Below are 25,482 nucleotides of genomic sequence, written 5' to 3' on the forward strand. Positions count from 1 at the left end.
ACATAGGTTCAAAGCAACAAAGGTTCAGAGGTAAACGAAGTGTAAAACTTTGTCCCTTTGAGCCTTTGTCTCTTTGAACCTTCCTCAAACCAAATCTTTTCCCTAAATTTATAGAAACATACCAAAATCGCTTTTACATCACAATCACGTGTATTTAAAATTAAATCATTAAGAAAGTAAACCATAACCAATGTTTATACGATCTAAATATAATTTTAAAAATATAATCGATGAGTAAAATAGTTGCAGAACAATTAGTAGAAATGTTGGTGGAAGCCGGAGTAAAACGCGTTTATGCAGTTACCGGAGATAGTTTAAATTTTTTCAATGATGCAATAAGACGAAATGGAAAAATAAAATGGATTCATGTACGTCATGAAGAAGTTGGCGCATATGCTGCAGCAGCTGAAGCCGAATTAGATGGTTTTGCTGTCTGTGCCGGTAGCTGTGGTCCTGGGCATGTACATTTAATCAATGGCTTATATGATGCACACAGGTCACATATACCCTTATTAGCGATTGCATCTACGATTAATACTGGTGAAATGGGAATGGATTATTTTCAGGAAACCAATACAATCAAGCTTTTTGATGATTGCAGTTGTTACAATCAAATGATCATGACTGCCGAGCAGGCGCCCCGAATCATACAAACTGCCATACAACACGCTTTAGGTAAAAAAGGTGTTGCGGTTATTGGTTTGCCTGGTGATGTGTCTGAATTAAAAGCTGTCGAAAGCAATATATCGACTCAGTATTTTCATTGTAATCCAGTTATTCGACCTTCTGATACCGAATTACAACTATTGGCAAAAGCCATAAATGAAAGTTCTAAAATAACCCTATTCTGCGGAATTGGAGCTGAAAAAGCACACGATCAGGTAGTACAATTATCTTAGCACATCAAAGCTCCCGTAGGGTATTCGTTCCGGGGAAAAATGAGTATCCAACCCAATAATCCTAATGAAATAGGAATGACAGGTTTACTCGGGCAGCCTTCGGCTTATCATAGCATGCACGAATCTCATTTGGTATTATTGTTAGGAACTGATTTTCCATACGATAAATTCATGCCTACAGACAACAAAATTATTCAAATAGATACAAGCACCGAACGTCTAGGCAGAAGGGCGAATCTCTACATGGGATTATGCGGCGATGTAGCCGATACTATAGAAGCTTTATTACCCTTGTTAGAAACAAAAACAGACGATAGTTTTTTACAGGCGCAGCTAAAATTTTATGCTACTGTAAAAGAAAATATGAATATCTATATTAATGACAATGGCGGAGAAGATACCATTCAACCAGAATATCTTGCACATGTCATTGATAAATTGGCGGATCAGAATACAATTTTCACAGTAGATACCGGAATGACCTGTGTTTGGGGAGCGCGTTTTATAAAAGGAACCGGAGAACGAAAAATGTTAGGATCTTTCAACCACGGTTCAATGGCAAACGCAATGCCAATGGCTATTGGGGCAGCGTTGGCACATCCGGAAAAACAGGTAATAGCAATGTGTGGTGATGGTGGTTTATCAATGTTATTAGGAGATTTGGCAACCATTCATCAATATAATATTCCAATTAAAATTATTGTTTTTAATAATCGCGCTTTGGGTATGGTAAAACTAGAAATGGAAGTGAATGGTTTACCCGATAATGAAACCGATATGGTTAATCCGGATTTTGGTCTGATTGCACAGGCAATGGGATTTCAGGGTGTAAATGTTCATAAACCAGAAGAAGTTGAAAGTGCAATTGAAAATGCATTTCGCCACAATGGTCCTGTTTTGTTAAATGTATTTACCAATCCAAACGCGCTGGCGATGCCTCCAAAAGTAGATTGGCAACAGGTTACCGGTATGGCAAAATCAATGACAAAATTAATGCTTGGCGGTAAAATGGAAGAAGTTTTAGATACTATTAAATCTAATTATAAGCATTTAAAGGAAAGTTTATAAAAAAAGGTGCTGAGGTTCAGAGCGACAAAGGTTCAAAGGTAATTATATAACTTGATAAGCTTTTTTTAACCTTTGAACCTTTGCTCCTTTGTAACTTTGAACCTCGAAGCTACTCTTTCGTTACAATTATTGAAGCCTTAAATCCAGCCGCGAGATTATCCCAATAATCATTGGTGACTAATTGTCCTTTATCATCATAAACCTGGATTTCGGCAGTATTTCCTCCTAATGAACCTATATTTAATGCTTCAAAATCTAATTTATTGAAGCCGTTTACCAAATTAATTTTAACGTCTTTAAAATTAGAATCTAAAAATAACTGAGATTGTATTACCTGATCATTTGATGAAATTTTCACCAAATCACCATCAATTGCTCCGAAATCACGGAATTTCACAATAAAATAATTCGACTTGGTTTTAAAATCTCCTAAAGAAATATTTTTCTTCACCAAGGTTCCTCTACCTTCTTTTAAACCTGCATCTTTCAAGGCTCTATCGAGATCTTTTTCCATTTTAGCTACATAACGATCACCAGGGTTGGCAAAATCGGTTTCTGTAGACATGGTAAACTTACTTTTTTGCTCTCCTATCTGAAATTTTGATTTAGACGTAATAGTATTATTATCATACACATTTGGAGTTTTGATACCTGGTACCTCTGCTGTTGGAGCGGAAGGATCTAATGTTTCAGGCTGAGGAATCTTTTTCGGTTTTGCACTAAACTTTGGAGCAGGAATGCTCTTGAACTTAGTTCCAAATTCGGTTTGGGCTGATACTGTTACAGCGGTAAAAAATAATATGAATAATAAAATGTGCTTCATTGAAAAAGTTTTATCGAATCGGCTTTTATAATTTTTTAAAATAATAGTATAGCAAAGCAAAAATAGCATAATTTAATTACTCACTTTAACTTTAAGACTTTTATAACAATATATTAGGCTAATTTTTGGAAACAAAAAACTTGCCAAGAATTACTGTTTTTTGAAATTAAATTCCAATTCGATCCCGAAGCTTCGGGACCAAATTCCAAACTAACTCAACTACTATAAAAACAATACGTTATTTTTTATTTAAAAAGAATTACATCATTTTGATAATTAACCACTTATTCATAACTTCAAGACTTTAATTAATTTTATTAAAAGACTTGTAAAATGGATTATATCGATTACTATAAAATATTAGATGTTACAAAATCAGCTACTGAAGCCGAAATCAAAAAAGCATATCGAAAACTGGCCCGTAAATACCATCCTGATTTAAATCCAAATGACAAAGAAGCGGAGAAAAAATTCAAGGAAATCAATGAAGCCAACGAAGTTCTGGGCAATCCGGAAAATCGTAAAAAATATGATAAATACGGAAAAGACTGGAAACATGCCGATGAATTTGAAAAAGCAGGTTACGATCCGAATCAACAGCAATATTCAAGACAACAGCAGCAAGGCGGGAATCCCGATTTTTCTGGTTTTGACGGAGATTTTTCAGGAAGTGATTTTTCTGATTTCTTCAATTCAATGTATGGCGGAGGAAGAAGTTCCAGATCGCAATCAAAATATCGCGGGCAGGATTTTAATGCCGAATTACAACTGGATTTAGCTTCGGCTTATACCACACATAAACAGAGCTTAACTGTAAATGGTAAAAATATCCGAATTACAATTCCGGCCGGAGTCGAAAACGGTCAAATCATTAAAATTCCCGGGCACGGCGGACCCGGTGCAAATGGTGGCCCGAACGGAGATTTGTATATTACTTTTTTAATTGATAATGATTCCAATTTTAAACGAGAAGGAAATAATTTATATGCTGATGTAGATCTTGATTTGTACACTGCGGTTTTAGGTGGGGAAACTTTCGTGAATACTTTTGATGGAAAAGTAAAAGTGAAAGTTCCCGCTGAAACTCAAACCGGAACGAAGGTTAAATTGAAAGGAAAAGGATTTCCAGTTTACAAAAAAGAAAATCAGTTTGGAGATTTATACATTACATATAAATTGAAAACACCAACGAAATTATCTCAAAAAGAAAAAGAATTATTTGAAGAATTAGCTAAACTAAGAAATCATGAATAGTAAAAACTTAATCCAGATCAAACAATTTTGCCTGTATCACGAAATTGAAAACACTTTTATAACAGAGTTGAATAATTATGGCTTAGTGGAAATTATTATTCAGGAAGAAGACGAATATTTACAGCCTGAACAGTTGCCGGCCATAGAAAAAATGATTCGCATGCATTATGATCTCAAAATAAATTTAGAGGGAATTGACGCTATTTATCATCTGCTAAACAAGATTGAAGTTTTACAGCAAAATTTAACGGCAACGCAAAATAAACTTCGCCTTTTTGAACACTATCAAATTGAATAATCATCCAAAACTTGATCTTTAAATATCACAAAAAAGAATAATTTACAGATTGATTTCAAATAAATCTATACTCTTTTCAGTTACATATTTTATAAATTGCAGTCGTATTAACTAACCAGAATTGTTTTTAAAAATTGATGGAAAATAATTCAAAAAAACAGAAGAAATGAAAAGAGAAAACATCTTGACAGGATCACCATGGGAAGACAAAATGGGATATTGCCGTGCGGTACGAATTGGCAATATTATTGAAGTTTCGGGCACTGTGGCTATTGTTGATGGCGATAAAGTAAAAGCCGATGATGCTTATGCTCAAACTTATAACATATTAGAACGTGTTGAAAAAGTACTGGAAGATTTGAATGTTGGAATGAAAGATGTCATCAGAACGAGAATTTTTACTACCAATATTTCAACTTTTGAAGAAGTTGCAAGGGCGCATTCTGCTTTCTTTAAGGACGTAAAACCTACGACTGGTTTTTATGAAATTAGTAAACTGGTTGCTCCCGAATATTTAGTTGAAATTGAATTTACAGCTGTAGTACAGTAGATATTTTTCAACCACAAATTGCACAAATTTTCACTAATTTTTTTGCTACAAATTATTAATTTGTGAAAATTTGTGCAATTTGCGGTTAAAACTTCTCATTATTTTTTGCCACCCATTAAAGATTTAAAAATATTCCTTTATTATTTTTCTAAATTAAAAAGCTATTAATTCGTTAAAATTCGTGAAATTCGTGGCGTAAAATTTTCATAAATTAATGGCCTTCCAAAACTTAAAAGAAATATTCCTGACTACTTTCAAATGGATTTTGATCTGTGTTTTGATAGGCGTTTTGTCTGGATCGGCTTCGGCATTTTTTCTGGTTTCTTTGGAATGGGTTACACAATTTAGAATTCACCACGACTGGATCATTTGGCTTTTGCCTTTGGGCGGATTAATCGTTGGATACACTTATTACTTTTGGGGAGAATCTGTTGTAAAAGGCAATAATTTATTGTTGGAAGAATACGAAAGTCCCAAGAAAGTGATTCCGTTTAAAATGGCTCCTTTAGTACTTTTAGGAACTTTAATCACTCATTTATTTGGTGGTTCTGCAGGCCGTGAAGGAACTGCTGTACAAATGGGAGGCGCCATCGCTGACCAGTTCACCAAATTTTTCAAATTAGATAATTCTGAAAGAAAAATTCTGATTATACTTGGAATCAGTGCTGGTTTTGCATCGGTTTTCGGAACTCCTTTGGCTGGCGCTATTTTTGCTTTAGAAGTTTTATACTTCAGCAAAATCAATGTTAAAAGCATTATTTTATCTTTTCTAGTGGCCTACACGGCTTATTTTACCGTAGAATTCTGGCAGGTAAAACATACGCATTACAGCATTCCAATTATTCCTGAGCTCAATCTGCACAATATCATATATACTGCTATTGTTGGTGTTTTATCCGGTTTTGCTGCTTTATTATTTTCCAGAAGCACTCATTTTTGGGGTTCTCTTTTTTCAAAAAACATTAAATATCCTCCATTACGACCTTTTATTGGCGGAATCATTTTAGCCATTGCTATTGCAGGCTTCGGGCTCACAAAATTCTCAGGATTAGGCGTTCCGGTAATCGTAGATTCCTTTTCGAATGTTAATCCGTGGTATGATTTTTTACTAAAAATTTTATTTACGGGATTCACTTTAGGCGCCGGCTTTAAAGGTGGAGAAGTAACGCCGTTATTTTTTGTCGGCGCTACTTTAGGAAGTGCATTATCTGTAATTATTCCAATGCCAATTGCACTTTTAGCAGGAATAGGATTTGTAGCCGTTTTTTCAGGTGCAACCCACACTCCCATCGCCTGCACTATTATGGGAATGGAATTATTCGGAATTGAACCGGGAATTTTCATTGCCATTGCTTGTGTCATTGCCTATTTTTCCTCAGGTTCAGTTGGGATTTATAAATCCCAGATTGTTAAAGGTATAAAATATAAATTGTACCAGAAATTACAGAAAAAAGAATTAGAACATTTGTAGACAAATATTTTTTCTAATAATTAAGACTTTTTTTGTAGTATTGTTTTTCCTAAATCAAATCTTACTACAATGGCATTTGGATTCCCTGCGAACTTCTCAGAATTAATTCCTTTAAACAATCTATCTCAACCAGCTTTTATTCTGACTTCTATAAGTATTTGTAAAAAACTAAATTGGAATTTAATTACCATTGATGAAAATGAAATTATTGCAATTTCAAAAAACAAGAAAGACACATGGAACGAAACTATTTCTATTACATTTGATGAGGAAAATACGGCAATTGTTACAAGTTCATCAAACGGAAATCAATTTTACGATCGAGGCCGAAATAAAAAAAACACTGGCAATTTTTTAAATTTTTATTTCGAAGAATTAAAAGAAATTTCAAATCCAAATTTGAGTCAGGATGCTTTTCAGGAGCAAATTAAAATAGAGCAGAAAAACCTTTTGACAGGAAAAGAAACAGAACGAAAGATTACTTCATTTTATTCCATTTTTTCAATTTTCATTCCATCAAAAAGCTATTTCATTACGCCAGTTTTAATCTATTTAAATATTATATATTTTTTGATTATGATATTTTCTGGTGTTCATTTTTTTGCTCCGACGGTTCAGGAAATAATTGACTGGGGCGGAAATCACGGTCCACTTACCTATGAAAACCAATATTGGAGGTTATTATCTGCCTGTTTTGTACATATTGGATTCTTTCATTTAGTAACCAATTGCATTACGTTGGCTTATGTTGGATTGCTTTTAGAATCTTATCTCAAAAAATGGATTTTTCTAATTACTTATTTGTTCTGCGGAATTCTGGCGAGCTTAAGTAGTTTGTACTGGAATAAGGATCTTGTAAGTGCTGGCGCATCGGGAGCCATATTTGGAATGTTTGGTGTTTTGTTAATTGCTGCTCTAGGGAAAAGAATAGACGCAAAACTAACTGCTAAAATTGTCTTTTTGGTAGTTCTAAACATTTGTTACAGCTTTAGTGATGGAATTGACAGTGCAGCTCATATTGGTGGATTTCTTGCAGGAATTGTTTTTGGCCTAACTGTTTTTATTTCAGGTGAAAAAAGAAAAATTGGACTTGCCTCAATTTATTCAGTAGCCTTAATTTCAATCATTTGCCTTTATATAAATTTAAAAAGTTCTCAAGTTTATATTTATCAGATAATGGAATATGAAAAAAGAATGCAAGAGTTTGTTGACATGGAAAAAATGGCTTTAGAAGCTTATAGTGTTCAATATGGCAATTCCTATTTTGAAAATAAAGAAAGTACGCTGTATTTAATTAAAGATCGGGGTATTTATTATTGGAACGAGAATATTACTTTGATGACTGAGCTGGATAAATTATATCTACCAAAAGAAATTCACGAGCAAAATGAAAGATTGATCGAGTATTGCAAATTGAGAATTAGCTTTTATGAACTTGCTTATAAAAAAATCGTGGAAAACAGCACTTTATATGATGAAAAAATGCTTGCTCTGGACTTCAAAATATCTAGCATTATGAATCAGATTAATAAAGCAAACCCTAAGAGTTAAATTAAAATTGGAATTTCGCTCTCGGTATAAAATAATTTCCTTCAAATACCAAATATTAAATTTTAAAAATAAAGTTCACTATAACTTATAACTCCTAACTTATAACTTATAAAAGTGTGTTAATCTCCAAAATGTTTTCAGCATTACATTAAAAAAATGTAAATTCGCACACTATGAAAATACAAGATATTCAGGCAATAGAATTGTTGCTTGCGACTCCAAAGAAAATTGCAATTATACCGCACAGAGGACCAGATGGCGACGCTATGGGTTCTACTTTAGGCTTATACCATTTTTTATTAAAAAACAATCACCAGCCTACGGTTATTGCTCCTAATGATTTTCCTGATTTTTTAGCTTGGCTTCCAGGTTCTGAAACTGTAAAAATATTTGAAAAAGACACTGAAAATTGCACCAAAATATTAGAAGAAGCAGAGTTGATTTTCACACTTGACTTTAATGCTTTTCATCGAACAGGCGAAATGGAACATACTTTAGCAAAGTTAACAGCTCCATTTATCATGATTGATCATCATCAAAAACCTGATGATTATGCTGCTTATACCTACTCTGATACATCATTTGGATCAACTTGCGAAATGGTTTATAATTTCATTTCTTTCTTGAACAAAAAAGAGGATTTAGATAAAACCATTGCAACTTGCATTTATACCGGTATTTTAACCGATTCAGGTTCGTTCCGTTTTCCGGGAACCACAGGAAACACGCACCGCATTATTGCAGAATTAATTGATTTAGGAGTTGAAAACACTCAGATTCCTGTATTATTATTTGATAATAGTTCGTACAGTCGCCTGCAATTATTAGGACGTGCTTTGCAGAACATGAAAGTATTAGAAGAACATAAAACGTCGTATACTTCGCTTACGCAGGAAGAGCTGGATTCATTTGATTATGTAAAAGGCGATACTGAAGGAATTGTAAATTACGGTTTAAGTATAAAAGGTATTGTTTTTACCGCTATTTTTATCGAAAATAAAGATGAGAAAATTATCAAAATTTCTTTCCGTTCGCAAGGTGGATTTGATGTGAATCAGTTCGCCAGAGATCATTTTAACGGTGGCGGGCATAGTAATGCTGCCGGTGGAAGATCAGACGTTTCGATGGAAGAAACCCTGAAAAAATTTGAAGATTTAGTAACTAAACTAAAAATATAACCTACTATGAACTACATAAAACTAAGCATTTACACGCTCCTTCTTGCTGTTTTATTGGTTAGCTGTAAACAACATGAAGATGCCAGAAGACCTATTTCAAGAGCTTCGGGAACTTTTATGAAAAAGTCAGTTGACCGTAATAAAAAATTAATAGCAGACGAAGAAAATGTTATTAAGAAAATCATCAAAAGCAATCCAAAAGTAAAATACTACGCCACAAGAAAAGGCTATTGGCTTTCTTATGACGAAAGAAACTTAACCGAAACGCAGCAAACGCCCCGAAAAGGAGATATTGCTTATTTCAATTTGGAAGTAAAAGACATGAAAGGCAATATGATTTATTCAGAAGCTGATCTTGGCCCACAAACCTATTACGTAGACAAACAGGACATCATGATGGGTTTGCGTGACGGTATCAAACTGATGCGTAAAAACGAAACCGTAACTTTCTTATTTCCATCACATATTGCATATGGCTATCATGGAGACAATAAAAAAATTGGTCCAAATCAATCTTTAATGTGTACGGTTACGCTGCGTAATTTTGTTCCGGATCCGGCAGCTCCACAAACAGCAGTCCCGGCAGCACAAACTCCAACAGGGCAGACTTCAGCTCCAACAGCAACAACAACCGGACAAGCTCCAAAACCTGCAGTGGCAAAACCTGCAGTGGCAAAATCAGTAACTCCAATTAAAAAAGATACAATAACCCCATAAAAACAACATTTTAAAAATGAAAAAGAGTATTTTATTATTACTACTAGCCGTTACCTCATTTTATTCTTGTAAAGACGAGCATAGCAATTTGCCTGATGGTTTGTATGCTGACATTGAAACTAGTAAAGGACATATTATTGTTGAATTGGATTATAAAAAAGCACCAATTACAGTAGCAAATTTTGTAACCTTAGCAGAAGGTAAAAACGAATTTGTTAAAGAATATCTTAAAGGCAAACCTTTTTATGATGGTTTAAAATTCCACAGAGTAATTGAAGAATTCATGATTCAAACCGGAGATCCTGAAGGAACTGGTTCTGGAGATACAGGTTATAAATTTAAAGATGAAATTACTGATTTAAAATTTGACAAAGCAGGTGTTTTGGCTATGGCCAATAATGGTCCCGGAACAAACAGCAGTCAATTTTTTATTACCCATGTAGAAACTCCCTGGTTAGACGGAAAACACACTATTTTTGGTCATGTAGTTGAAAAAGGGCAAGAAGTAGTAAATCAGGTAAAACAAGACGATAAAATTGTTACTGTAACTATCATCAGAAATGGTGAAGCGGCTAAAAAGTTTGATGCCGTTAAAGTATTTCATGATTATTTTTCAGAAATAGCAAAAGAACAAAGCAAATATGCAGGAGTTCAAAAAGAAAAAGTAGATGCACTTGCTGTATTAAAAGCTAAAGCTACAAAAACAAGCAGTGGTTTACAGTATGTAATTACTGAAAAAGGAACAGGAAAAAAACCTGCAAACGGAACCCAGGTTTATATTCATTACTCTGGTTTCTTAGAAAACGGAACCCTTTTTGATTCAAGTGTGGAAGAGGTAGCTAAAACTTTTGGAAAATTTGATGCTGCAAGAGCTGAAGCAAAGCAATATCAGCCAATTCCTTTTACAGCAGGAAGTAAATCAGGTCTGATTCCTGGTTTTATTGAAGGAATTGAACAACTTTCATTTGGAGATAAAGCAGTTATTTTTATCCCGTCTCATTTAGCGTACGGAGCAGCAGGAGCTGGAAACGTTATTCCGCCAAATGCTAATATTGTTTTCGAAATTCAATTATTAGAAAAACCACAATAAACATTTTAAAACTTATCATAGACTTAAATTCGGAATACGATGAAATTTAAATTTCTATTTTTATTTTGCCTTGCAATAGTAAATATTCAGGCTCAGACAACAAAAAAACCTGTTGCAAAACCAAAAGCTGCACCAACAAAGACAGTTGCTAAGGGAGATCCAAATGATGGCATTTTTGCTACTATTTCTACAACAAAAGGAGACATTGTGGTTTCTTTAGAATATGAAAAAGCGCCAGTTACGGTAGCTAACTTTATTTCTTTGGCAGAAGGAAAAAATCCTAATGTAAAAGTGGAAAAACTAAAAGGAAAACCCTTTTATGACGGATTAAAATTCCACAGAGTTATAAATGATTTCATGATTCAGGGTGGAGATCCTGACGGAAATGGTTCAGGAGGTCCCGGATATTCATTTAAAGATGAATTTAGAGAAGAATTAAAATTTGACAAAGGCGGAATTTTGGCAATGGCAAATTCTGGTCCTGCAACGAACGGAAGCCAATTTTTCATTACCCATAAAGAAACTCCATGGTTAAATGGAAAACACACTATTTTTGGACATGTCGTTTCCGGAATGGACAATGTAAATAAGATTGTTCAGGATGATATCATGACAAAAATTACCATTACACGTAAAGGTGCTGCAGCTAAGAAATTTGATGCCGTAAAAGTTTTAACTGAAGACGCTAAAAAAGACGAAGCAAAAAAATTAGAATCTCAAAAAGTTGTTAAGAATAAAGCAACTTATTTTGCAGCTACAAAAGCTAAAGCGACTACAACAGCTTCTGGTTTAAAATATGTAATTATACAAAAAGGAACTGGTGTAAAAGGTGCTGAAGGCTCTAACATTTATTTTCATTATGCCGGTTATTTTGAGGACGGAAATCTTTTTGACAGCAGTATGCCAAGTGTAGCAAAAGCCTATGGTAAATATGACGCCAACAGAGATGCACAAGGAGGATACAAAGCTTTCCCTTTTACAGTTGGTAAAAAAGACGGAATGATTCCGGGATTCATCGAAGCGCTTGCCATGATGACTGATGGAGAAAAAGCAATTTTCTTTCTTCCTTCTAATTTAGCTTACGGAGAAAAAGGTGCCGGAGGTGTAATTCCACCAAACGCTACTTTAATTTTTGAAATTGAAACGTATCAAAATCAACCAGTGAAGTAATTAATACTGTTTATTTTAAGTAAAAATAAAAAGCCATCAAATCATAGATTTTGATGGCTTTTCTATTTTGCTCCATTTTCAACATTCTGATAAATCTTCAATTTAAGCAGATAATCTGTCGCAAGAACAATGGTAGTAACACTATTTGTAACGATTTTCTACTAAATCATAAACAAAATAGTTTACCTTTGCCGGCTTTAATTTTTTAAAAAAGGAAATTCTGATGTCACAAAACAATGTATTAAAAGGAGTATTTTTAGTTGCTTTAGGAGCTACAACTTATGGAATGTTAGCCACTTTTGTGAAAATGGCTTATTCTGAAGGATATACCACTGCCGAAGTAACAACTTCTCAATTTGTTTTAGGGATTATTGGAATTCTATTAATCAATGCATTTCAAAAAATAAAGCATAAAGACAATGTTGTAAAAGCTACTCCAAAAAACATATTCAACCTGATGCTTGCCGGAACCTCTTTAGGAATGACAAGTCTGTTTTATTATTTGGCTGTAAAGTACATTCCAGTTTCTATTGGAATCGTTTTATTGATGCAAACCGTTTGGATGGGCGTTTTATTGGAAATGATTTTGGAAAAAAAATTACCCTCAAAACAAAAAGTAATCGCGGTTTTCATCGTCCTTGTCGGAACTGTTTTGGCTACTAATATCATCAATAACGATATAAAATTAGATTGGCGTGGAATTGTTTGGGGCGTTATGGCTGCAGCTTCTTTTACTACAACTATGTTCACTGCAAATCGTGTTGCTACCGAAATCTCATCGGCACAAAGAAGTTTATATATGCTTTTAGGAGGTGCTGTAATTGTATTTTCATTTGCATTTGTTACTCAGGTTACGCCTTTTAATCTGGAAATTTTCATGAAATGGGGAATTGTGCTGTCTTTATTCGGAACTATTATTCCACCAATGCTAATGAATGCAGGTTTCCCGTTAACCGGAATTGGTTTGGGAAGTATCGTTTCTGCATTGGAATTACCTGTTTCTGTAATGATGGCTTATATACTTTTAAATGAAAAAGTAATCTTGTTGCAATGGGTTGGAATTGTTTTAATTATCCTAGCCATTATTATCATGAATGTAAATTTTAAGCGTAAAAAGTAGTTCATTTTATACAGAATTAAAAAAAGCTTCTTGTAATGTTATAATTGTTAATTTTTTTATAAATTCGCGATAAACAATATGATATCATGAATTTACCCTGGCATTTATATTTAATGGCTTTTCTATATATAATTGCTGGAATTAATCATTTTAGAAGTCCCGGAATGTACATTCGAATCATTCCGCCCCTATTCAAAAACCCCAAATTAATAAATACTTTAAGTGGAATTGCCGAAATACTTTTAGGCCTACTTCTAATGTTTCCTTTCTCAAAAAAATTTGCTGCATGGGGAATTATAGCGCTATTAGTTGCTATATTTCCGGCCAACTTATTTATGTTTCAAAATAAAAAAGCGAGTTTCGGTTTACCAAGATGGGTTTTATTCGTACGTTTGCCCTTACAAATTGTTTTGATTTATTGGGCTTACCAATATACATTCTAACATTAACCATTAAATTATTTTATTATGAAAAAATTATTTGCAGAATTTTTCGGAACCTATTGGCTCGTTTTTGGAGGTTGCGGAAGCGCCATATTTGCTGCCGGAATTCCTGAATTAGGAATTGGATTTGCAGGTGTTGCTTTAGCTTTTGGTTTAACTGTATTAACAATGGCTTATGCTGTTGGACATATATCGGGTGGGCATTTTAATCCTGCGGTATCTTTTGGTTTATGGGCTGGAGGAAGATTTCCTGCCAAAGATTTAATTCCATACATCATTGCACAATGTGTTGGCGCGGTAGCTGCAGCAGGAACGTTGTATACGATTGCTTTAGGAAAAGCCGGTTTTGTCATTGACAATACTAAAGCCGGAGCATTTGCATCTAATGGTTTTGGGGCATTTTCTCCCGATGGATATTCTTTACAATCTGCTTTTATTGCTGAATTTGTTCTGACTTTGTTTTTCTTATTGATCATTTTAGGAGCAACTGATAAATTTGCAAACGGAAGATTTGCTGGTCTTGCTATTGGTTTGGCTTTGACTTTAATTCACTTAATTAGTATTCCAATTACCAATACATCTGTAAATCCTGCAAGATCGTTATCACAAGCTGTTTTTGTTGGCGGTGAGCCACTATCTCAAGTTTGGTTATTTTGGGTTGCACCTATTTTAGGTGCTCTCCTGGGTGGATTTATCTATAAAAATCTATTACAAAAGCATTCTGAAGAATCACAAATAAACAAATCAACTATTACATAACCCTTAAAACATAAACTATGGAGTTTTATTTCTTACTTATCGAAGCAATCTCAGGCGGCAGTTTCGGACCTTCCTGGTAATATCGCTGTTGGTATCATTGGTGGAGGCGCATGGAATTACAAAAGCATTCCGAAGAAGCACAAATAAAAAAATCAACTATTACATAACCCTTAAAACATAAACTATGGAGTTTTATTTCTTACTTATCGAAGCAATCTCAGGCGGTTTCGGGCCTTCCTGGTAATATCGCTGTTGGTATCATTGTCGGAGGCGCATGGAATTACAAAAGCATTCCGAAGAAGCACAAATAAACAAATCAACTATTATATAACCCTTAAAACCTAAAATATGGAGTTTTTATATTTCTTACTTATCGGAGCAATTTCCGGATGGTTAGCAGGTCAAATCTGGAAAGGTGCCGGATTTGGTCTAATTGGCAATATTATTGTTGGAATCATTGGCGGAATCGTTGGTGGTTGGATTGCAGGTCAACTTGGTATTGGCGGCGGCGGACTTCTTTGGCAAATTCTAATTGCTGTTGGAGGTGCGTGGGTTTTACTATTCATCATAAGCCTGATCAAAAAAGCATAAATTATAGCATATTATTTATTTTAAAGAGAAAATCAGATATATTTATATCCGGTTTTCTCTTTTCTTTTTATATTTTTAAAAAAGAAATAAAACTGATTTCAAATACATTTTTATTATGAATGAAATTATTTCTTATTTCAGTACGATTCCGTCTTCTCACCGCAGTTTAATTTTGGTTGGAGGAATAACTATTTTTTGGCTAATCGAAAATACTTTTCCGCTATTCCAGATGCAATACAAAAAATGGCATCATGCCGGAATCAACTTTTTCCTGACATTTACTACAATTATTGTCAATTTTGTTTTGGCCTTTGTCTTAATTAAAACAGCTGACTGGACGACTGAAAATCATTTCGGAATTCTGCAATGGCTGCCTGAACTTCCAATTTGGCTGTATACCATTATTGGTTTACTTCTGTTAGATTTAATTGGTGCGTATCTTGCACATTTTGTTCAGCATAAAATAAAAATGCTTTGGCGTTTTCATCTTATTCATCATACTGATACCTGGATTGATACTACAACAGCAAACAGACATCATCCTGGCGAGAGCATCATTCGTTTTTTATTTACAACTGCAGGCGTCCTAATTGTAGGAAGTCCAATGTGGATGGTTTTTCTATATCAATCCTTATCTGTTGTAGCTTCTCAATTCAATCATGCCAACATTTCACTACCTGACAAATTAGATGTCTTCCTGAGTTATTTCATCGTTTCTCCTAATATGCATAAAGTTCATCATCATTACGTTTTACCTTATACAGATAGTAATTATGGAAATATTTTCTCTGTTTGGGATCGGCTTTTTGGCACTTTTACCACATTGCCCAAAGAAGAATTAATTTACGGAGTTGATACACATATGGCACCCGAAGAGCATAACAAATTGAAAAATTTATTGCAAATTCCGTTTCAAAAATCAAAATCAATAAAAAACACTTAAAATCATTAAAAAAAATATCACAGATCGAACCAACTAATTATTTTTTTTATTAATATTGATACTTAAATTGAAAATCAATCTATTAATCATTAACCCCTATTTTGAATTAATTTTCACGTGATGAAAAAGAGTAACCGCAAAGAGTTGAGCTGGGAACAAACGGAAAAACTTGTTTCGTTAGCCTTGGAAGAAAGAAATCCATTTGAAATTATTAAAAAAGAATTTGGATTGGCAGAAAAAGAAGTTTTGGAAATCATGAAAAAGAAAATGCCGCTTGAAAAATTTGAAATGTGGAAAAAGAAGGCTATAGCAAATAAACCAAAACCAAAACCCGTTAAAATAGATGATTTTGATGAAGATCTGGATGGCAAATATTATATAAAAAACAAACTAGACTAAGATAGAACTCCTGAAATTCAGGAGTTTTTTTTATATTTAAAGTAGCACTGTAACAATTTCATATTTTAGCAGTCAAATACAAATAACTAAACGCGAACAAATGAAAAAAATATTTTACACCTTAGCTCTTGCTGTAACTCTTTGGAGCTGTAAAACGGGTAGTACATCAGGCGCTGCAAAAAGCAATACCGTAGATGTAAACATTAATCTTACTGATGTAAAGGATGATAAAGTCCTGGTAACGGTTACTCCTCCCGCAATTAAAACAGACGAAATTATCTACAGTATTCCAAAGACAGTTCCGGGAACTTATTCTACAGATAATTACGGTAAATATTCAGATGGTTTTAAAGCTTTTGATGCTAAAGGAAATGAATTAACTGTAAAAAGAATTGATGATAATTCCTGGTCAATTGCTAATGCTAAAACATTAAAAAAGATCACTTATTTAGTTGGAGATACTTTTGACACTGAAAAAGGAGCTGGTTTTGGAGGTGGAGATGTTTTTTCTCCGGCCGGAACTAATATCAATGCAGGAGTTAACTTCATGGTGAATACGCACGGTTTTGTAGGTTATTTTAAAGATAAACTAGATGTACCATATAATGTTACAATTACGCATCCTGAAACATTATGGGGAGCAACTTCAATGACTGATGAAGATGCCAGCAAAACAAGTGACGTTTTTAAAACTTCTCGCTATGCTGTTTTGGTAGAAAATCCAATTATGTATTCTAAACCAGATTATACTACATTCAACGTTAATGGTATGGATATTTTGATTGCTGTTTATTCTCCAACAGGAAAATTTACTGCTGAAAGCATTACTCCGGAAATGAAAACGATGATGACGGCACAGAAAAACTTTTTAGGAAAAGTAAATTCTACTAAAAAATATACTGTTTTATTGTATTTATCAAGCATGGCTAAAGATGATGCACATGGTTTTGGAGCATTAGAACACCCAACAGCTACTACTGTTGTCTTACCGGAATCTATGCCAAAAGAAAAATTGGTAGAATCTATGAAAGATGTAGTTTCTCATGAATTTTTCCATATTGTAACCCCATTAACTATTCACTCAAAAGAAATTCAGTTTTTTGATTACAATGATCCAAAAATGTCAGAGCATTTATGGATGTATGAAGGTGTAACAGAATACTTCGCAAACCTTTTCCAAATCAATCAGGGATTAATTAATGAAGGGGAATTTTACACGCGAATTGCCGATAAAATTGAGCAGGCAAAAACATTGGATGACACTATGTCTTTTACTAAAATGAGTGCTAATGTTCTACAAGAACCTTATAAAGATCAATATTTAAATGTATACCAAAAAGGAGCTTTAATAGGTATGTGCATTGATATTATTATCAGAGAAAAAAGCAACGGAGAAAGAGGAATTCTTGATTTAATGCACAAATTATCTGATGAGTATGGTATCGAAAAACCATTTAACGATAACGAACTTTTCGCAAAAATTACACAATTGACTTATCCTGAAGTTGGTGAATTCCTAACTAAATATGTTGCCGGAACAACACCAATCCCTTACGATTTTTATTTGGCTAAAGTTGGCGTAACTAAATCTTCTGAGAAAAAAGCAGGATCAATTTTCATTAAAGGACAAACTCCATATATTGGTGTAGACAAAGCAACTAAAGCAATAAGTGTGCGTCCTGATATTGACTTAAACGTATTCTTTACTAATTTAAATCTTAAAGCTGGTGATGGAATTGTTTCTATTAACGATAAAGTTTACAACTTAGACAATATTTATGATTTAATTGGAGAAAGTGAAAACTGGAAAGATAACGATCCTATTACAGTTAAAATAAAACGTGCTGGTGCTGAACAAACCATTAAAGGAACTGTAAAAGTCCCTTTTGAAGAAACAGAAACTTTTAAAGCTACAGATGCTTCAAAAGAGAAGCTTAAAAATGCATGGTTGAAAGGATAATTTTTTAGACCTTAAATATAAAAAAAACCGACAAGTGATTGTCGGTTTTTTTTATGGTATACGTTTGCTTGTCATCTTGACGAAGGAGAAATCACACAAAATGTGACTAATTATTTCTTCAGTGGAAATTTCCAGTCAAACTCATCTTTTTCATTAATAATTGCACCTACTTCAAACTTCACTACTTCATCAAATTCAGTTTGAAGAATAAACCAGTTTTCTTCATTAAAATAGTTTTCGAAAGTATCAAAAGTTTCCTGAGTGTATTTGGTAATTCCTTTTGTCACTAAATCTTTCTTTACATCTGCAATTTTTCTACCGATTATTTTGAATCCAAAAACTTCAAGATCATTGCTTGATGCTACTAAATAACCTAATTTCAAGTCTTCTTCCTCATAAAATGTTAATCTGATTTTATGTGAATTGTACACAAAAATAACATTGTCATCTTCGTCTTTGTAATTTTTATCAGGTTTGCCAAAAACGGCCGTAACATCATTTTGCTTCATTCCGAAAAGCAATTTATCAATTCCTGATTTTAGGTTTATTTTCATATGGATATCATTAAATTTTGAAATGCAAATTTCGTGAAGTTTTTGCAAACTCTGTTATGTTTAGCTTTTATTATTTTTTCGCCACGAATCCTCCAAGGTTTTCAAAACCTTGCAGGAAGTCAAAATTAACCTGTTGATACATAATCTAGTAATTCTTCTTATTAGCTTTTGCACTCATATAAAACGTGATTTTTCCTCCATTCATAACATCTGCATGTTTTAAGAAAGGTTTGGAAAGTTCTTTTCCGTTTAAAAGCACTTTGCTCACAAACACATTTTTATCAGATTGGTTTACGGTTTCAACTTCGAATTTCTTTCCGTTTTCTAAATTAAAAACAGCATTTTTAACCAAGGGACTTCCTAACGCATATTCATCAGATCCCGGTGCAACCGGATAAAAGCCTAAACTACTAAAAATATACCAGGCACTCATTTGTCCAAAATCATCATTTCCGCCTAAACCATCAGCTCCATTTCGGTACATTTTTTTCAGAATCATTCTGATTTTGTCTTGTGCTTTCCAAGGTGAATTTGTCCAATTGTATAAATAAACTACGTGATGTGAAGGTTCATTTCCGTGGACATAATTCCCGATGATTCCTTCTCTGGTAATATCCTCTGTATTTTCAAAATATTTGTCCGGCAAATGCATATTGAACAACGAATCTAATCGAACATTAAATTTATCATTTCCACCCATCATTTTAATCATTTCAGCTGGATCTTGCGGTACGTACAAGCTGTAATTCCACGAATTTCCTTCGATGAAACCTTGTCCGTGTGTGTCTAAAGGATCAAACTCTTTTTTGAAAGTTCCGTCATTTAGTTTAGGTCGCATGAAACCCGTTTTGGCATCGTAAACATTTTTATAATTTTTAGATCTTTCAATAAACTCCTTATAAATTTCTGTTTTACCTAATTTCCTGGCAGCCTGAGCAATCGCCCAGTCATCATACGCATATTCTAAAGTTTTAGAAACTGAAGAACCATTTTTATCTTCAGGAATATAACCCATTCTCATATAATATTCCAATCCGTCATAATATAGTACTTTTGCCGTGTTTACACAAGCCTGAAGCGCCTTTTCAGTATCGAAATTGATATTGCCTTTTACAATCGCATCTGCCACAACAGAAACCGAATGATATCCAATCATACACCAATTTTCATTGGCATAATGCGACCAGATAGGCAACATTTTATGTACACTTTGGTCTGAATGTGCAAGCATCGAACTCACCATGTCTGAATTTCTCGTTGGCTGTACAATATTAAAAAAGGGATGCAAAGCTCTGTAAGTATCCCAAAGCGAATAACTGGTGTAATTTTTAAAGTTTTCGGCTTTATGCACGTTCATATCCAAACCTTTATAATTTCCATCCAGATCCATATATTCTGTTGGTCCTAAAAAAGCGTGATACATCGCAGTGTAAAAATTCACATAATCTTCTTTTTGAATGGCTTCAATTTGAATTTTATTTAGTTCATTATTCCAGATTTCCTGACTTTGTTTTTTTACTTTTTCAAAATCCCAGTCCGGAACTTCTTTCTTCATATTTTCTAATGCTCCGGCAGAACTTACTGGAGACAAAGCCATTTTTATCTTGATTTTCTCTCCTTCTTCAGTATTAAAATCAAAAAACAATTTTAAGTTTTGACCTGCCATTTCAGGGAAATTTTTGGTTTGATCAAATCTCCCCCAAAAACCTCTGTACACACTTTTTTCCTGCGCAGCCTGTCCGTAGCTTTTAATTGGTTTACTAAAAGACATGGCAAAATAAACCGTTCTGGTTCTTGCCCAGCCATTTGTCTGACGGTATCCGGTAATTAAAGTATCGTTTTCAACACGAACAAATGTCCATACATTCTTTTTATCGTAATTGTAAATTCCAGAAGTTAAGTCCAAAATAATATGTGCTTCATCTGATTTCGGAAAAGTGTATTGATGCATTCCGACACGCGTTGTAGCTGTAAGCTCTGCCTTAATCTTATGATCTTCTAAAAGAACGCTGTAATAGGCTGGTTCTGCTTTTTCTGTAGAATGCGAAAATGCTGAACGATATCCCGAATGTGGCTTTGAAGCTACTCCCGGATTTAATTGGAGTTTACCGGTTGTTGGCATGATTAAAAAATCGCCTAAATCAGAATGCCCGGTGCCGCTAAAATGGGTATGGCTGAAGCCTACAATTGTTTTGTCTTCGTATTGATATCCGGCACAATATTTATAGACCTCACCATTATATTTTCTATTTAAGCCGTAGGCAATCGTATCAGTTTCCGGACTTAATTGCACACTCCCAAAAGGTACTGTCGCACCAGGATAAGTGTGCCCCATTTTTGCAGTACCGATCATTGGATCTACGTACTGAATCAAGTTTCGTTTTTCAGTATTTTTTTTCTGTGCATTGGAAGCGTATCCAAGCATTAAAAATGATAATCCAAAAAGAAACCTTTGGTAATTTATTCTATTCATCGGGTACTTTATTTAATCATTATTTTGTGGATAAAAACAATATCAGGTATTTACTAAAACGTTTTATCAATACTTTCAATTTAGAAAAATACAATAAAATATGCTTTTTAAAAAATATAAATTTATCGAACCTCAAAAGGTTTTTAAATATCTTTGATTTACTAATATGCAATCCCATTCATGAAAAATTATATTTTCATTCTGATTCTTTTTTCTTCGACATTTAACTATGCTCAAAAAATAGAAAGTTACAGACTTACAAAAGAACAAATTATAGAACGTGAACTCGACGGTGTTTCAGATTTCCCCATATACAAAGCGTTTGAGTACAGTGATAAAGGAGGAGTTTATGAATTGCTTTTATGCGAAAATCAAAAAAAAATTAGTAAAAAAGATACTTTAAATACTAAAATTCAAGCCATTTGCACAATGAACGATCATGGTGGTTTTCTTGAAAAATGGCGCATAAATGATTTACTCGAAATCACAGAACCAAAAGAAACCAATATTTGGTTTTGGACAAAATATTGCAGTACTAAAGATCTTGATGGAGATGGTTATATTGAGCCTATTATTGTTTATGGAACAAGAAATGAAAGTGACGAAATAAAACGACTTAAAATTATTACAATTTACAAAAACAAAAAATATGTGATCCGCGCTGTCGAATGCGATTTAGACTATTGCAGAAGTTTTAAAAAAGATGCGAACTGGAATTTATTGCCACAGAAAATAAAGATTTTTGTAGATAAATTAGTTGAGAAAATAAGGCAGGATCAGGGATTATTATTGAAAGATGGGTAGGTTTCTCTTTCCCGTTAATTGCTGGCTTAGTTGAATTATCATTTTTGATATATTTTTGTTTAGACAAAATAACCTTTTTTATAATTTTTAAATAGCTAGTAGCTGGAGACATCAATTTAGCTAACATCGAACTCATGAAATCACTTACACTCTTTTTATCAATTTTGATATTTGCTACTTCTAGCTGCCAAAAGAAAAATATTGAAAATAATAAAAATGAATTTGAAGGAAAAATTACATATGAAATTTCTGTTGTGTCGAAGACAAATAACATTTCTACAGAAGATCTCCAAAAAATATATGGTACCAGAATGACAAAGTACTTTAAAGAAGGTAACTTCAAAATGTCATATAATGGTGAAGACATAAAAACGATATATTTTATCAAAAATGACAATAAGGAATATGATTATCGAAATGGTATTGACACGCTTTTTGTTACACCTTATAATAATGAAAGCCGACAATTAATTAATTCCAAATTTGAAAAGTCTGAAAAAATAATTCTTAACCGAAAATGTAAATTGTTAATTCATGAATTGGAGGATACTAAGAATTCTTATTGGTACGATCCTTCATTATATATAAACCCGGAAAACTACAAAGACAGTAAATTTAGTTTTACTGATTTATATTTTGAGCAAGCAAAAGCACCTTGGTTAAAATATAAATATGATGGAAAAAATATTGCGATAACATATACCGCAATTCAAATAAGTGAGGAAAAACTAGACAATAATACATTTCATTTGCCTGATTTACCAAAGATTTACTATCATTAATTCAATTATAATTTCCTTCTTAAATTTTCCTTAACCTCATCAAACCATTCGTCTTTAAGAATACTTAAAACTATAGAATCGCGACGAACTTCGCTATTTGTGGTTGGCATGTGGCTCCTTAAAACACCCTCGACTTTACAGCCAATGCTTTTCATTGCAGCAATACTTCTTTTGTTGCTGTTGTCTGCGCGAAATTCTACTCTTTCTAATCCAAGAGTTTCAAAAGCAAATTGAAGCAATAAGAATTTACAATGCTTGTTAAGACCAGTTCCTCTAAAAGCAGAACCATACCAGGTGTAGCCTAATTGCGCTGTTTTATATGCGAGCTGTATGTCGTAAAAACGTGTTGAACCTGCGTATTTTTGAGATTTTTTATCGAAAACAATAAATGGAAATTCTCTTTTTTCTTCTCTTGCTTTTATGGCCGATTGAATATAATTGATCAGGTTTTCTTTTCCGTCTGCACCTACTAAAGAATATTTCCAGGTTTCTGGCTCATTGATAGAGATTTCCAGTAAATTTTCGACATCTGATTCCTGCAAAGGGCGTAATAAAACCAAATCGTCTTCTAAAATAATATTGTCTGAGAAACTGAAACTATATTCTTGATTCATGCTTTTATATTCTTTTGAAGTTTTTGTCACTTTGCAGAATAATTATACCGCAAAGCTACACCAAGATTTCACAGAAGCTCACAAAGATTACTCACTCATTTCGTCATAACGTTCCGGTACTTGCGGATCGTATAATGGACATTTGAATTCTTCCATCAAAGCGACTAACTTATTCATGGTTTTTCCTTCAGTTCCGTAGCAGTCTATTTTGATGCTTTGTGGTGTTGAAATAACTTGGAACGCACCTTTTCCTGAAGTATTTTGCCAGCTGTTTTCATCTACTTTTTCCCATTCTGAAAATACCGAAGCGATTCGGTTTAGAATTACTTCTACCGGAAGTGTTTCTAATCCATCAACTTGTTCTTTTTCCACAAGAGCTTCATAAACTTCGTGATGATTTAAATAAATCTCATCTAAATATCTCCAAAAAAGTAATTCGTACATAACGATTTTTTTAACGATTATTTTTTGTAGAGGCGCACAGCAGTGTGTCTAACATTACGTAAGACGCACTGCTGTGCGCCTCTACATTAAAAAATTAATATTCGAATGTTCCGTATTCGCTGGTAATAGTCAACTTTTTACTATCAGCCGCTTCTACTCTACCTACGATTTGTGCATCGACATTGAATGATTTTGAAATCGCAATAATATCCTGTGCAATGTTTTCCGGCACGTAAATTTCCATACGGTGACCGCAGTTGAAAACCTGATACATTTCTTTCCAATCGGTTTTTGATTGCTCCTGAATTAACTTGAACAATGGTGGAACCGGAAATAAGTTATCTTTTATAATATGTAAATTTTGAACGAAATGTAAAATTTTAGTCTGCGCTCCTCCACTGCAATGTACCATTCCGTGAATTTCGTTTGGAGTATAAGTATCTAAAATTTTCTTGATAATTGGCGCATAGGTTCTTGTTGGAGAAAGTACCAGCTGACCTGCATTGATTGGACTATTCTCCACTTCATCCGTTAAATTTACCTGACCGGAATAAATCAATTCTTCCGGAACAAGGGCATCATAACTTTCAGGATATTTTTTAGCCAGATATTTTCCGAAAACATCGTGGCGTGCAGAAGTTAATCCATTACTTCCCATTCCGCCATTATAGCTTTTTTCGTAAGTAGCCTGACCAAAAGAAGCTAAACCAACAATTACATCTCCAGCTTTAATATTGGCATTATCCACAACATCACTACGCTTCATACGTGCCGTTACAGTGGAATCTACAATAATAGTACGAACTACATCTCCAACATCAGCAGTTTCTCCACCAGTTGAATGAATAGTTACACCGAAAGATTTTAATTCGTTAATTAATTCTTCCGTTCCGTTGATAATTGCCGAAATAACTTCTGCCGGAATTAAGTTTTTATTTCTTCCGATAGTTGATGAAAGCAAGATATTATCGGTTGCTCCAACACATAATAAATCATCGATATTCATGATTAAGGCATCCTGAGCAATTCCTTTCCAAACTGAAATATCTCCGGTTTCTTTCCAATACATATACGCCAAAGACGATTTTGTACCAGCTCCGTCAGCATGCATAATTAAGCAATGATCTGAATCCTGAGTTAAATAATCAGGGACAATTTTGCAGAATGCCTGGGGAAATAAACCTTTGTCAATATTTTTTATGGCGTTGTGTACGTCTTCTTTTGATGCTGAAACACCTCTTTGTGCGTACCTTTTGCTAGAATCTGAACTCATGAAAATTAGTTTGTGTTGATGTGGTGCAAAGATAATCCCTTTTTTTAATTCTTTGATTGATTCGGATGTTGATTGTAAAAAAGTTTTTGCCACTACCCGAGCGATAGCGAATTGGCGAAGCAATTACACTAATTTTCACTAATTAAATTGGAGAAGTAAAAAAGCCACAGATTATAAGATTTAATCGATTAAAGATTGCGTCGAAAAATTCACCACAAATTACACAAATTATCACAAATTTTTATAAAACAAAA

At 33.7% G+C, this 25,482-nt stretch carries 24 protein-coding genes and 1 pseudogene; 19 read left to right on the forward strand and 6 right to left on the reverse strand.

What is annotated here, in order from left to right; translation table 11 throughout:
• Positions 1-230: 230 nt before the first annotated feature.
• Positions 231-1,967: pseudogene (locus tag ASC72_RS02650) on the forward strand (thiamine pyrophosphate-dependent enzyme).
• Positions 1,968-2,076: 109 nt separating this feature from the next.
• On the opposite strand, the gene ASC72_RS02655 reads toward ASC72_RS02650, so the two are convergent.
• A complete protein-coding gene (locus ASC72_RS02655; RefSeq protein WP_056186890.1) occupies positions 2,077-2,790 on the reverse strand; it encodes a hypothetical protein in 714 nt (237 codons plus the stop codon).
• A gap of 333 nt (positions 2,791-3,123) precedes the next feature.
• On the opposite strand from ASC72_RS02655, the gene ASC72_RS02660 reads away from it, so the two are divergent.
• The 16 genes from ASC72_RS02660 to ASC72_RS02735 all read left to right on the forward strand — a co-directional run bounded on the left by ASC72_RS02660 (position 3,124) and on the right by ASC72_RS02735 (position 18,284).
• Positions 3,124-4,044 carry a DnaJ C-terminal domain-containing protein gene (locus ASC72_RS02660; RefSeq protein WP_056186283.1) on the forward strand — a complete coding sequence of 307 codons (921 nt, stop codon included), beginning with the start codon at positions 3,124-3,126 and terminating at the stop codon, positions 4,042-4,044.
• Positions 4,037-4,342: a chaperone modulator CbpM gene (locus ASC72_RS02665; RefSeq protein ID WP_056186285.1), complete on the forward strand. Its 306-nt coding sequence runs from the start codon at positions 4,037-4,039 to the stop codon at positions 4,340-4,342. The genes ASC72_RS02660 and ASC72_RS02665 overlap by 8 nt, the downstream gene beginning before the upstream one ends.
• 166 nt (positions 4,343-4,508) lie before the next feature.
• Complete coding sequence (locus tag ASC72_RS02670; protein WP_056186290.1) at positions 4,509-4,892, forward strand: RidA family protein; 384 nt, start codon at positions 4,509-4,511, stop codon at positions 4,890-4,892.
• 214 nt (positions 4,893-5,106) lie between these two features.
• Positions 5,107-6,363, forward strand: coding sequence for a voltage-gated chloride channel family protein (locus ASC72_RS02675; RefSeq protein WP_056186293.1), 1,257 nt, complete (start codon positions 5,107-5,109; stop codon positions 6,361-6,363).
• Positions 6,364-6,432: 69 nt separating this feature from the next.
• On the forward strand, positions 6,433-7,914 hold the full coding sequence (locus ASC72_RS02680) for a rhomboid family intramembrane serine protease (protein WP_056186295.1): 1,482 nt from the start codon (positions 6,433-6,435) through the stop codon (positions 7,912-7,914).
• 173 nt (positions 7,915-8,087) lie between these two features.
• Complete coding sequence (locus tag ASC72_RS02685) at positions 8,088-9,092, forward strand: bifunctional oligoribonuclease/PAP phosphatase NrnA (protein WP_056186299.1); 1,005 nt, start codon at positions 8,088-8,090, stop codon at positions 9,090-9,092.
• A gap of 6 nt (positions 9,093-9,098) precedes the next feature.
• Positions 9,099-9,809: a gliding motility-associated peptidyl-prolyl isomerase GldI gene (gldI, locus tag ASC72_RS02690; protein WP_056186302.1), complete on the forward strand. Its 711-nt coding sequence runs from the start codon at positions 9,099-9,101 to the stop codon at positions 9,807-9,809.
• A 16-nt stretch (positions 9,810-9,825) separates the two neighbouring features.
• Positions 9,826-10,899: a peptidylprolyl isomerase gene (locus tag ASC72_RS02695; RefSeq protein WP_056186305.1), complete on the forward strand. Its 1,074-nt coding sequence runs from the start codon at positions 9,826-9,828 to the stop codon at positions 10,897-10,899.
• 39 nt (positions 10,900-10,938) lie between these two features.
• Positions 10,939-12,069: a peptidylprolyl isomerase gene (locus tag ASC72_RS02700; protein WP_056186307.1), complete on the forward strand. Its 1,131-nt coding sequence runs from the start codon at positions 10,939-10,941 to the stop codon at positions 12,067-12,069.
• Positions 12,070-12,292: 223 nt separating this feature from the next.
• Positions 12,293-13,189 (forward strand): DMT family transporter, encoded by an 897-nt coding sequence (locus ASC72_RS02705; RefSeq protein ID WP_056186312.1) that lies wholly within the window; start codon positions 12,293-12,295, stop codon positions 13,187-13,189.
• Between the two features lie 86 nt (positions 13,190-13,275).
• A complete protein-coding gene (locus tag ASC72_RS02710; RefSeq protein WP_056186315.1) occupies positions 13,276-13,632 on the forward strand; it encodes a DoxX family membrane protein in 357 nt (118 codons plus the stop codon).
• Between the two features lie 24 nt (positions 13,633-13,656).
• Positions 13,657-14,391: an aquaporin Z gene (gene aqpZ, locus ASC72_RS02715; protein WP_056186319.1), complete on the forward strand. Its 735-nt coding sequence runs from the start codon at positions 13,657-13,659 to the stop codon at positions 14,389-14,391.
• 348 nt (positions 14,392-14,739) lie between these two features.
• Positions 14,740-14,982 (forward strand): GlsB/YeaQ/YmgE family stress response membrane protein, encoded by a 243-nt coding sequence (locus ASC72_RS02720; protein WP_056186322.1) that lies wholly within the window; start codon positions 14,740-14,742, stop codon positions 14,980-14,982.
• A 115-nt stretch (positions 14,983-15,097) separates the two neighbouring features.
• Positions 15,098-15,925 carry a sterol desaturase family protein gene (locus tag ASC72_RS02725; RefSeq protein ID WP_056186325.1) on the forward strand — a complete coding sequence of 276 codons (828 nt, stop codon included), beginning with the start codon at positions 15,098-15,100 and terminating at the stop codon, positions 15,923-15,925.
• Between the two features lie 120 nt (positions 15,926-16,045).
• The gene (locus ASC72_RS02730; protein ID WP_042563191.1) at positions 16,046-16,324 is read left to right on the forward strand and encodes a DUF2805 domain-containing protein; all 279 of its coding nucleotides are present in this window, start codon (positions 16,046-16,048) and stop codon (positions 16,322-16,324) included.
• Positions 16,325-16,424: 100 nt separating this feature from the next.
• Entirely contained in the window at positions 16,425-18,284 is a 1,860-nt protein-coding gene (locus ASC72_RS02735) for a peptidase M61 (protein WP_056186328.1), read from the forward strand.
• A 110-nt stretch (positions 18,285-18,394) separates the two neighbouring features.
• Here ASC72_RS02735 and ASC72_RS02740 read toward each other — a convergent pair whose 3' ends face one another.
• Together ASC72_RS02740 and ASC72_RS02745 are read right to left on the reverse strand one after the other, a co-directional pair.
• The gene (locus tag ASC72_RS02740) at positions 18,395-18,838 is read right to left on the reverse strand and encodes a hypothetical protein (protein WP_056186332.1); all 444 of its coding nucleotides are present in this window, start codon (positions 18,836-18,838) and stop codon (positions 18,395-18,397) included.
• A gap of 145 nt (positions 18,839-18,983) precedes the next feature.
• The gene (locus ASC72_RS02745; RefSeq protein WP_371258424.1) at positions 18,984-21,263 is read right to left on the reverse strand and encodes a GH92 family glycosyl hydrolase; all 2,280 of its coding nucleotides are present in this window, start codon (positions 21,261-21,263) and stop codon (positions 18,984-18,986) included.
• A gap of 228 nt (positions 21,264-21,491) precedes the next feature.
• Between ASC72_RS02745 and ASC72_RS02750 the strand changes: the two genes are divergently transcribed.
• The gene (locus ASC72_RS02750; protein ID WP_056186339.1) at positions 21,492-22,115 is read left to right on the forward strand and encodes a M949_RS01915 family surface polysaccharide biosynthesis protein; all 624 of its coding nucleotides are present in this window, start codon (positions 21,492-21,494) and stop codon (positions 22,113-22,115) included.
• Between the two features lie 134 nt (positions 22,116-22,249).
• A complete protein-coding gene (locus ASC72_RS02755) occupies positions 22,250-22,897 on the forward strand; it encodes a hypothetical protein (RefSeq protein ID WP_056186342.1) in 648 nt (215 codons plus the stop codon).
• A gap of 5 nt (positions 22,898-22,902) precedes the next feature.
• Here the strand turns inward: ASC72_RS02755 and ASC72_RS02760 are convergent, their stop codons facing one another.
• From ASC72_RS02760 to ASC72_RS02770, 3 genes are all read right to left on the reverse strand, one after another.
• The gene (locus ASC72_RS02760) at positions 22,903-23,511 is read right to left on the reverse strand and encodes a GNAT family N-acetyltransferase (protein WP_056186893.1); all 609 of its coding nucleotides are present in this window, start codon (positions 23,509-23,511) and stop codon (positions 22,903-22,905) included.
• Positions 23,512-23,598: 87 nt separating this feature from the next.
• Entirely contained in the window at positions 23,599-23,955 is a 357-nt protein-coding gene (locus ASC72_RS02765) for a hypothetical protein (RefSeq protein WP_056186345.1), read from the reverse strand.
• A 94-nt stretch (positions 23,956-24,049) separates the two neighbouring features.
• A complete protein-coding gene (locus ASC72_RS02770; RefSeq protein WP_056186895.1) occupies positions 24,050-25,228 on the reverse strand; it encodes an AIR synthase related protein in 1,179 nt (392 codons plus the stop codon).
• Between the last annotated feature and the right edge of the window lie 254 nt (positions 25,229-25,482).

It is taken from the genome of Flavobacterium sp. Root420 (assembly GCF_001427905.1).
In the GTDB taxonomy this organism is placed as follows: domain Bacteria; phylum Bacteroidota; class Bacteroidia; order Flavobacteriales; family Flavobacteriaceae; genus Flavobacterium.

Coding starts and splice junctions, on each gene's coding strand:
- ASC72_RS02655 (WP_056186890.1), bottom strand. CDS start 2,790: ATGAAGCACATTTTATTATTCATATTATTTTTTACCGCTGTAACAGTA.
- ASC72_RS02660 (WP_056186283.1), top strand. CDS start 3,124: ATGGATTATATCGATTACTATAAAATATTAGATGTTACAAAATCAGCT.
- ASC72_RS02665 (WP_056186285.1), top strand. CDS start 4,037: ATGAATAGTAAAAACTTAATCCAGATCAAACAATTTTGCCTGTATCAC.
- ASC72_RS02670 (WP_056186290.1), top strand. CDS start 4,509: ATGAAAAGAGAAAACATCTTGACAGGATCACCATGGGAAGACAAAATG.
- ASC72_RS02675 (WP_056186293.1), top strand. CDS start 5,107: ATGGCCTTCCAAAACTTAAAAGAAATATTCCTGACTACTTTCAAATGG.
- ASC72_RS02680 (WP_056186295.1), top strand. CDS start 6,433: ATGGCATTTGGATTCCCTGCGAACTTCTCAGAATTAATTCCTTTAAAC.
- ASC72_RS02685 (WP_056186299.1), top strand. CDS start 8,088: ATGAAAATACAAGATATTCAGGCAATAGAATTGTTGCTTGCGACTCCA.
- gldI (WP_056186302.1), top strand. CDS start 9,099: ATGAACTACATAAAACTAAGCATTTACACGCTCCTTCTTGCTGTTTTA.
- ASC72_RS02695 (WP_056186305.1), top strand. CDS start 9,826: ATGAAAAAGAGTATTTTATTATTACTACTAGCCGTTACCTCATTTTAT.
- ASC72_RS02700 (WP_056186307.1), top strand. CDS start 10,939: ATGAAATTTAAATTTCTATTTTTATTTTGCCTTGCAATAGTAAATATT.
- ASC72_RS02705 (WP_056186312.1), top strand. CDS start 12,293: ATGTCACAAAACAATGTATTAAAAGGAGTATTTTTAGTTGCTTTAGGA.
- ASC72_RS02710 (WP_056186315.1), top strand. CDS start 13,276: ATGAATTTACCCTGGCATTTATATTTAATGGCTTTTCTATATATAATT.
- aqpZ (WP_056186319.1), top strand. CDS start 13,657: ATGAAAAAATTATTTGCAGAATTTTTCGGAACCTATTGGCTCGTTTTT.
- ASC72_RS02720 (WP_056186322.1), top strand. CDS start 14,740: ATGGAGTTTTTATATTTCTTACTTATCGGAGCAATTTCCGGATGGTTA.
- ASC72_RS02725 (WP_056186325.1), top strand. CDS start 15,098: ATGAATGAAATTATTTCTTATTTCAGTACGATTCCGTCTTCTCACCGC.
- ASC72_RS02730 (WP_042563191.1), top strand. CDS start 16,046: ATGAAAAAGAGTAACCGCAAAGAGTTGAGCTGGGAACAAACGGAAAAA.
- ASC72_RS02735 (WP_056186328.1), top strand. CDS start 16,425: ATGAAAAAAATATTTTACACCTTAGCTCTTGCTGTAACTCTTTGGAGC.
- ASC72_RS02740 (WP_056186332.1), bottom strand. CDS start 18,838: ATGAAAATAAACCTAAAATCAGGAATTGATAAATTGCTTTTCGGAATG.
- ASC72_RS02745 (WP_371258424.1), bottom strand. CDS start 21,263: ATGCTTGGATACGCTTCCAATGCACAGAAAAAAAATACTGAAAAACGA.
- ASC72_RS02750 (WP_056186339.1), top strand. CDS start 21,492: ATGAAAAATTATATTTTCATTCTGATTCTTTTTTCTTCGACATTTAAC.
- ASC72_RS02755 (WP_056186342.1), top strand. CDS start 22,250: ATGAAATCACTTACACTCTTTTTATCAATTTTGATATTTGCTACTTCT.
- ASC72_RS02760 (WP_056186893.1), bottom strand. CDS start 23,511: ATGAATCAAGAATATAGTTTCAGTTTCTCAGACAATATTATTTTAGAA.
- ASC72_RS02765 (WP_056186345.1), bottom strand. CDS start 23,955: ATGTACGAATTACTTTTTTGGAGATATTTAGATGAGATTTATTTAAAT.
- ASC72_RS02770 (WP_056186895.1), bottom strand. CDS start 25,228: ATGAGTTCAGATTCTAGCAAAAGGTACGCACAAAGAGGTGTTTCAGCA.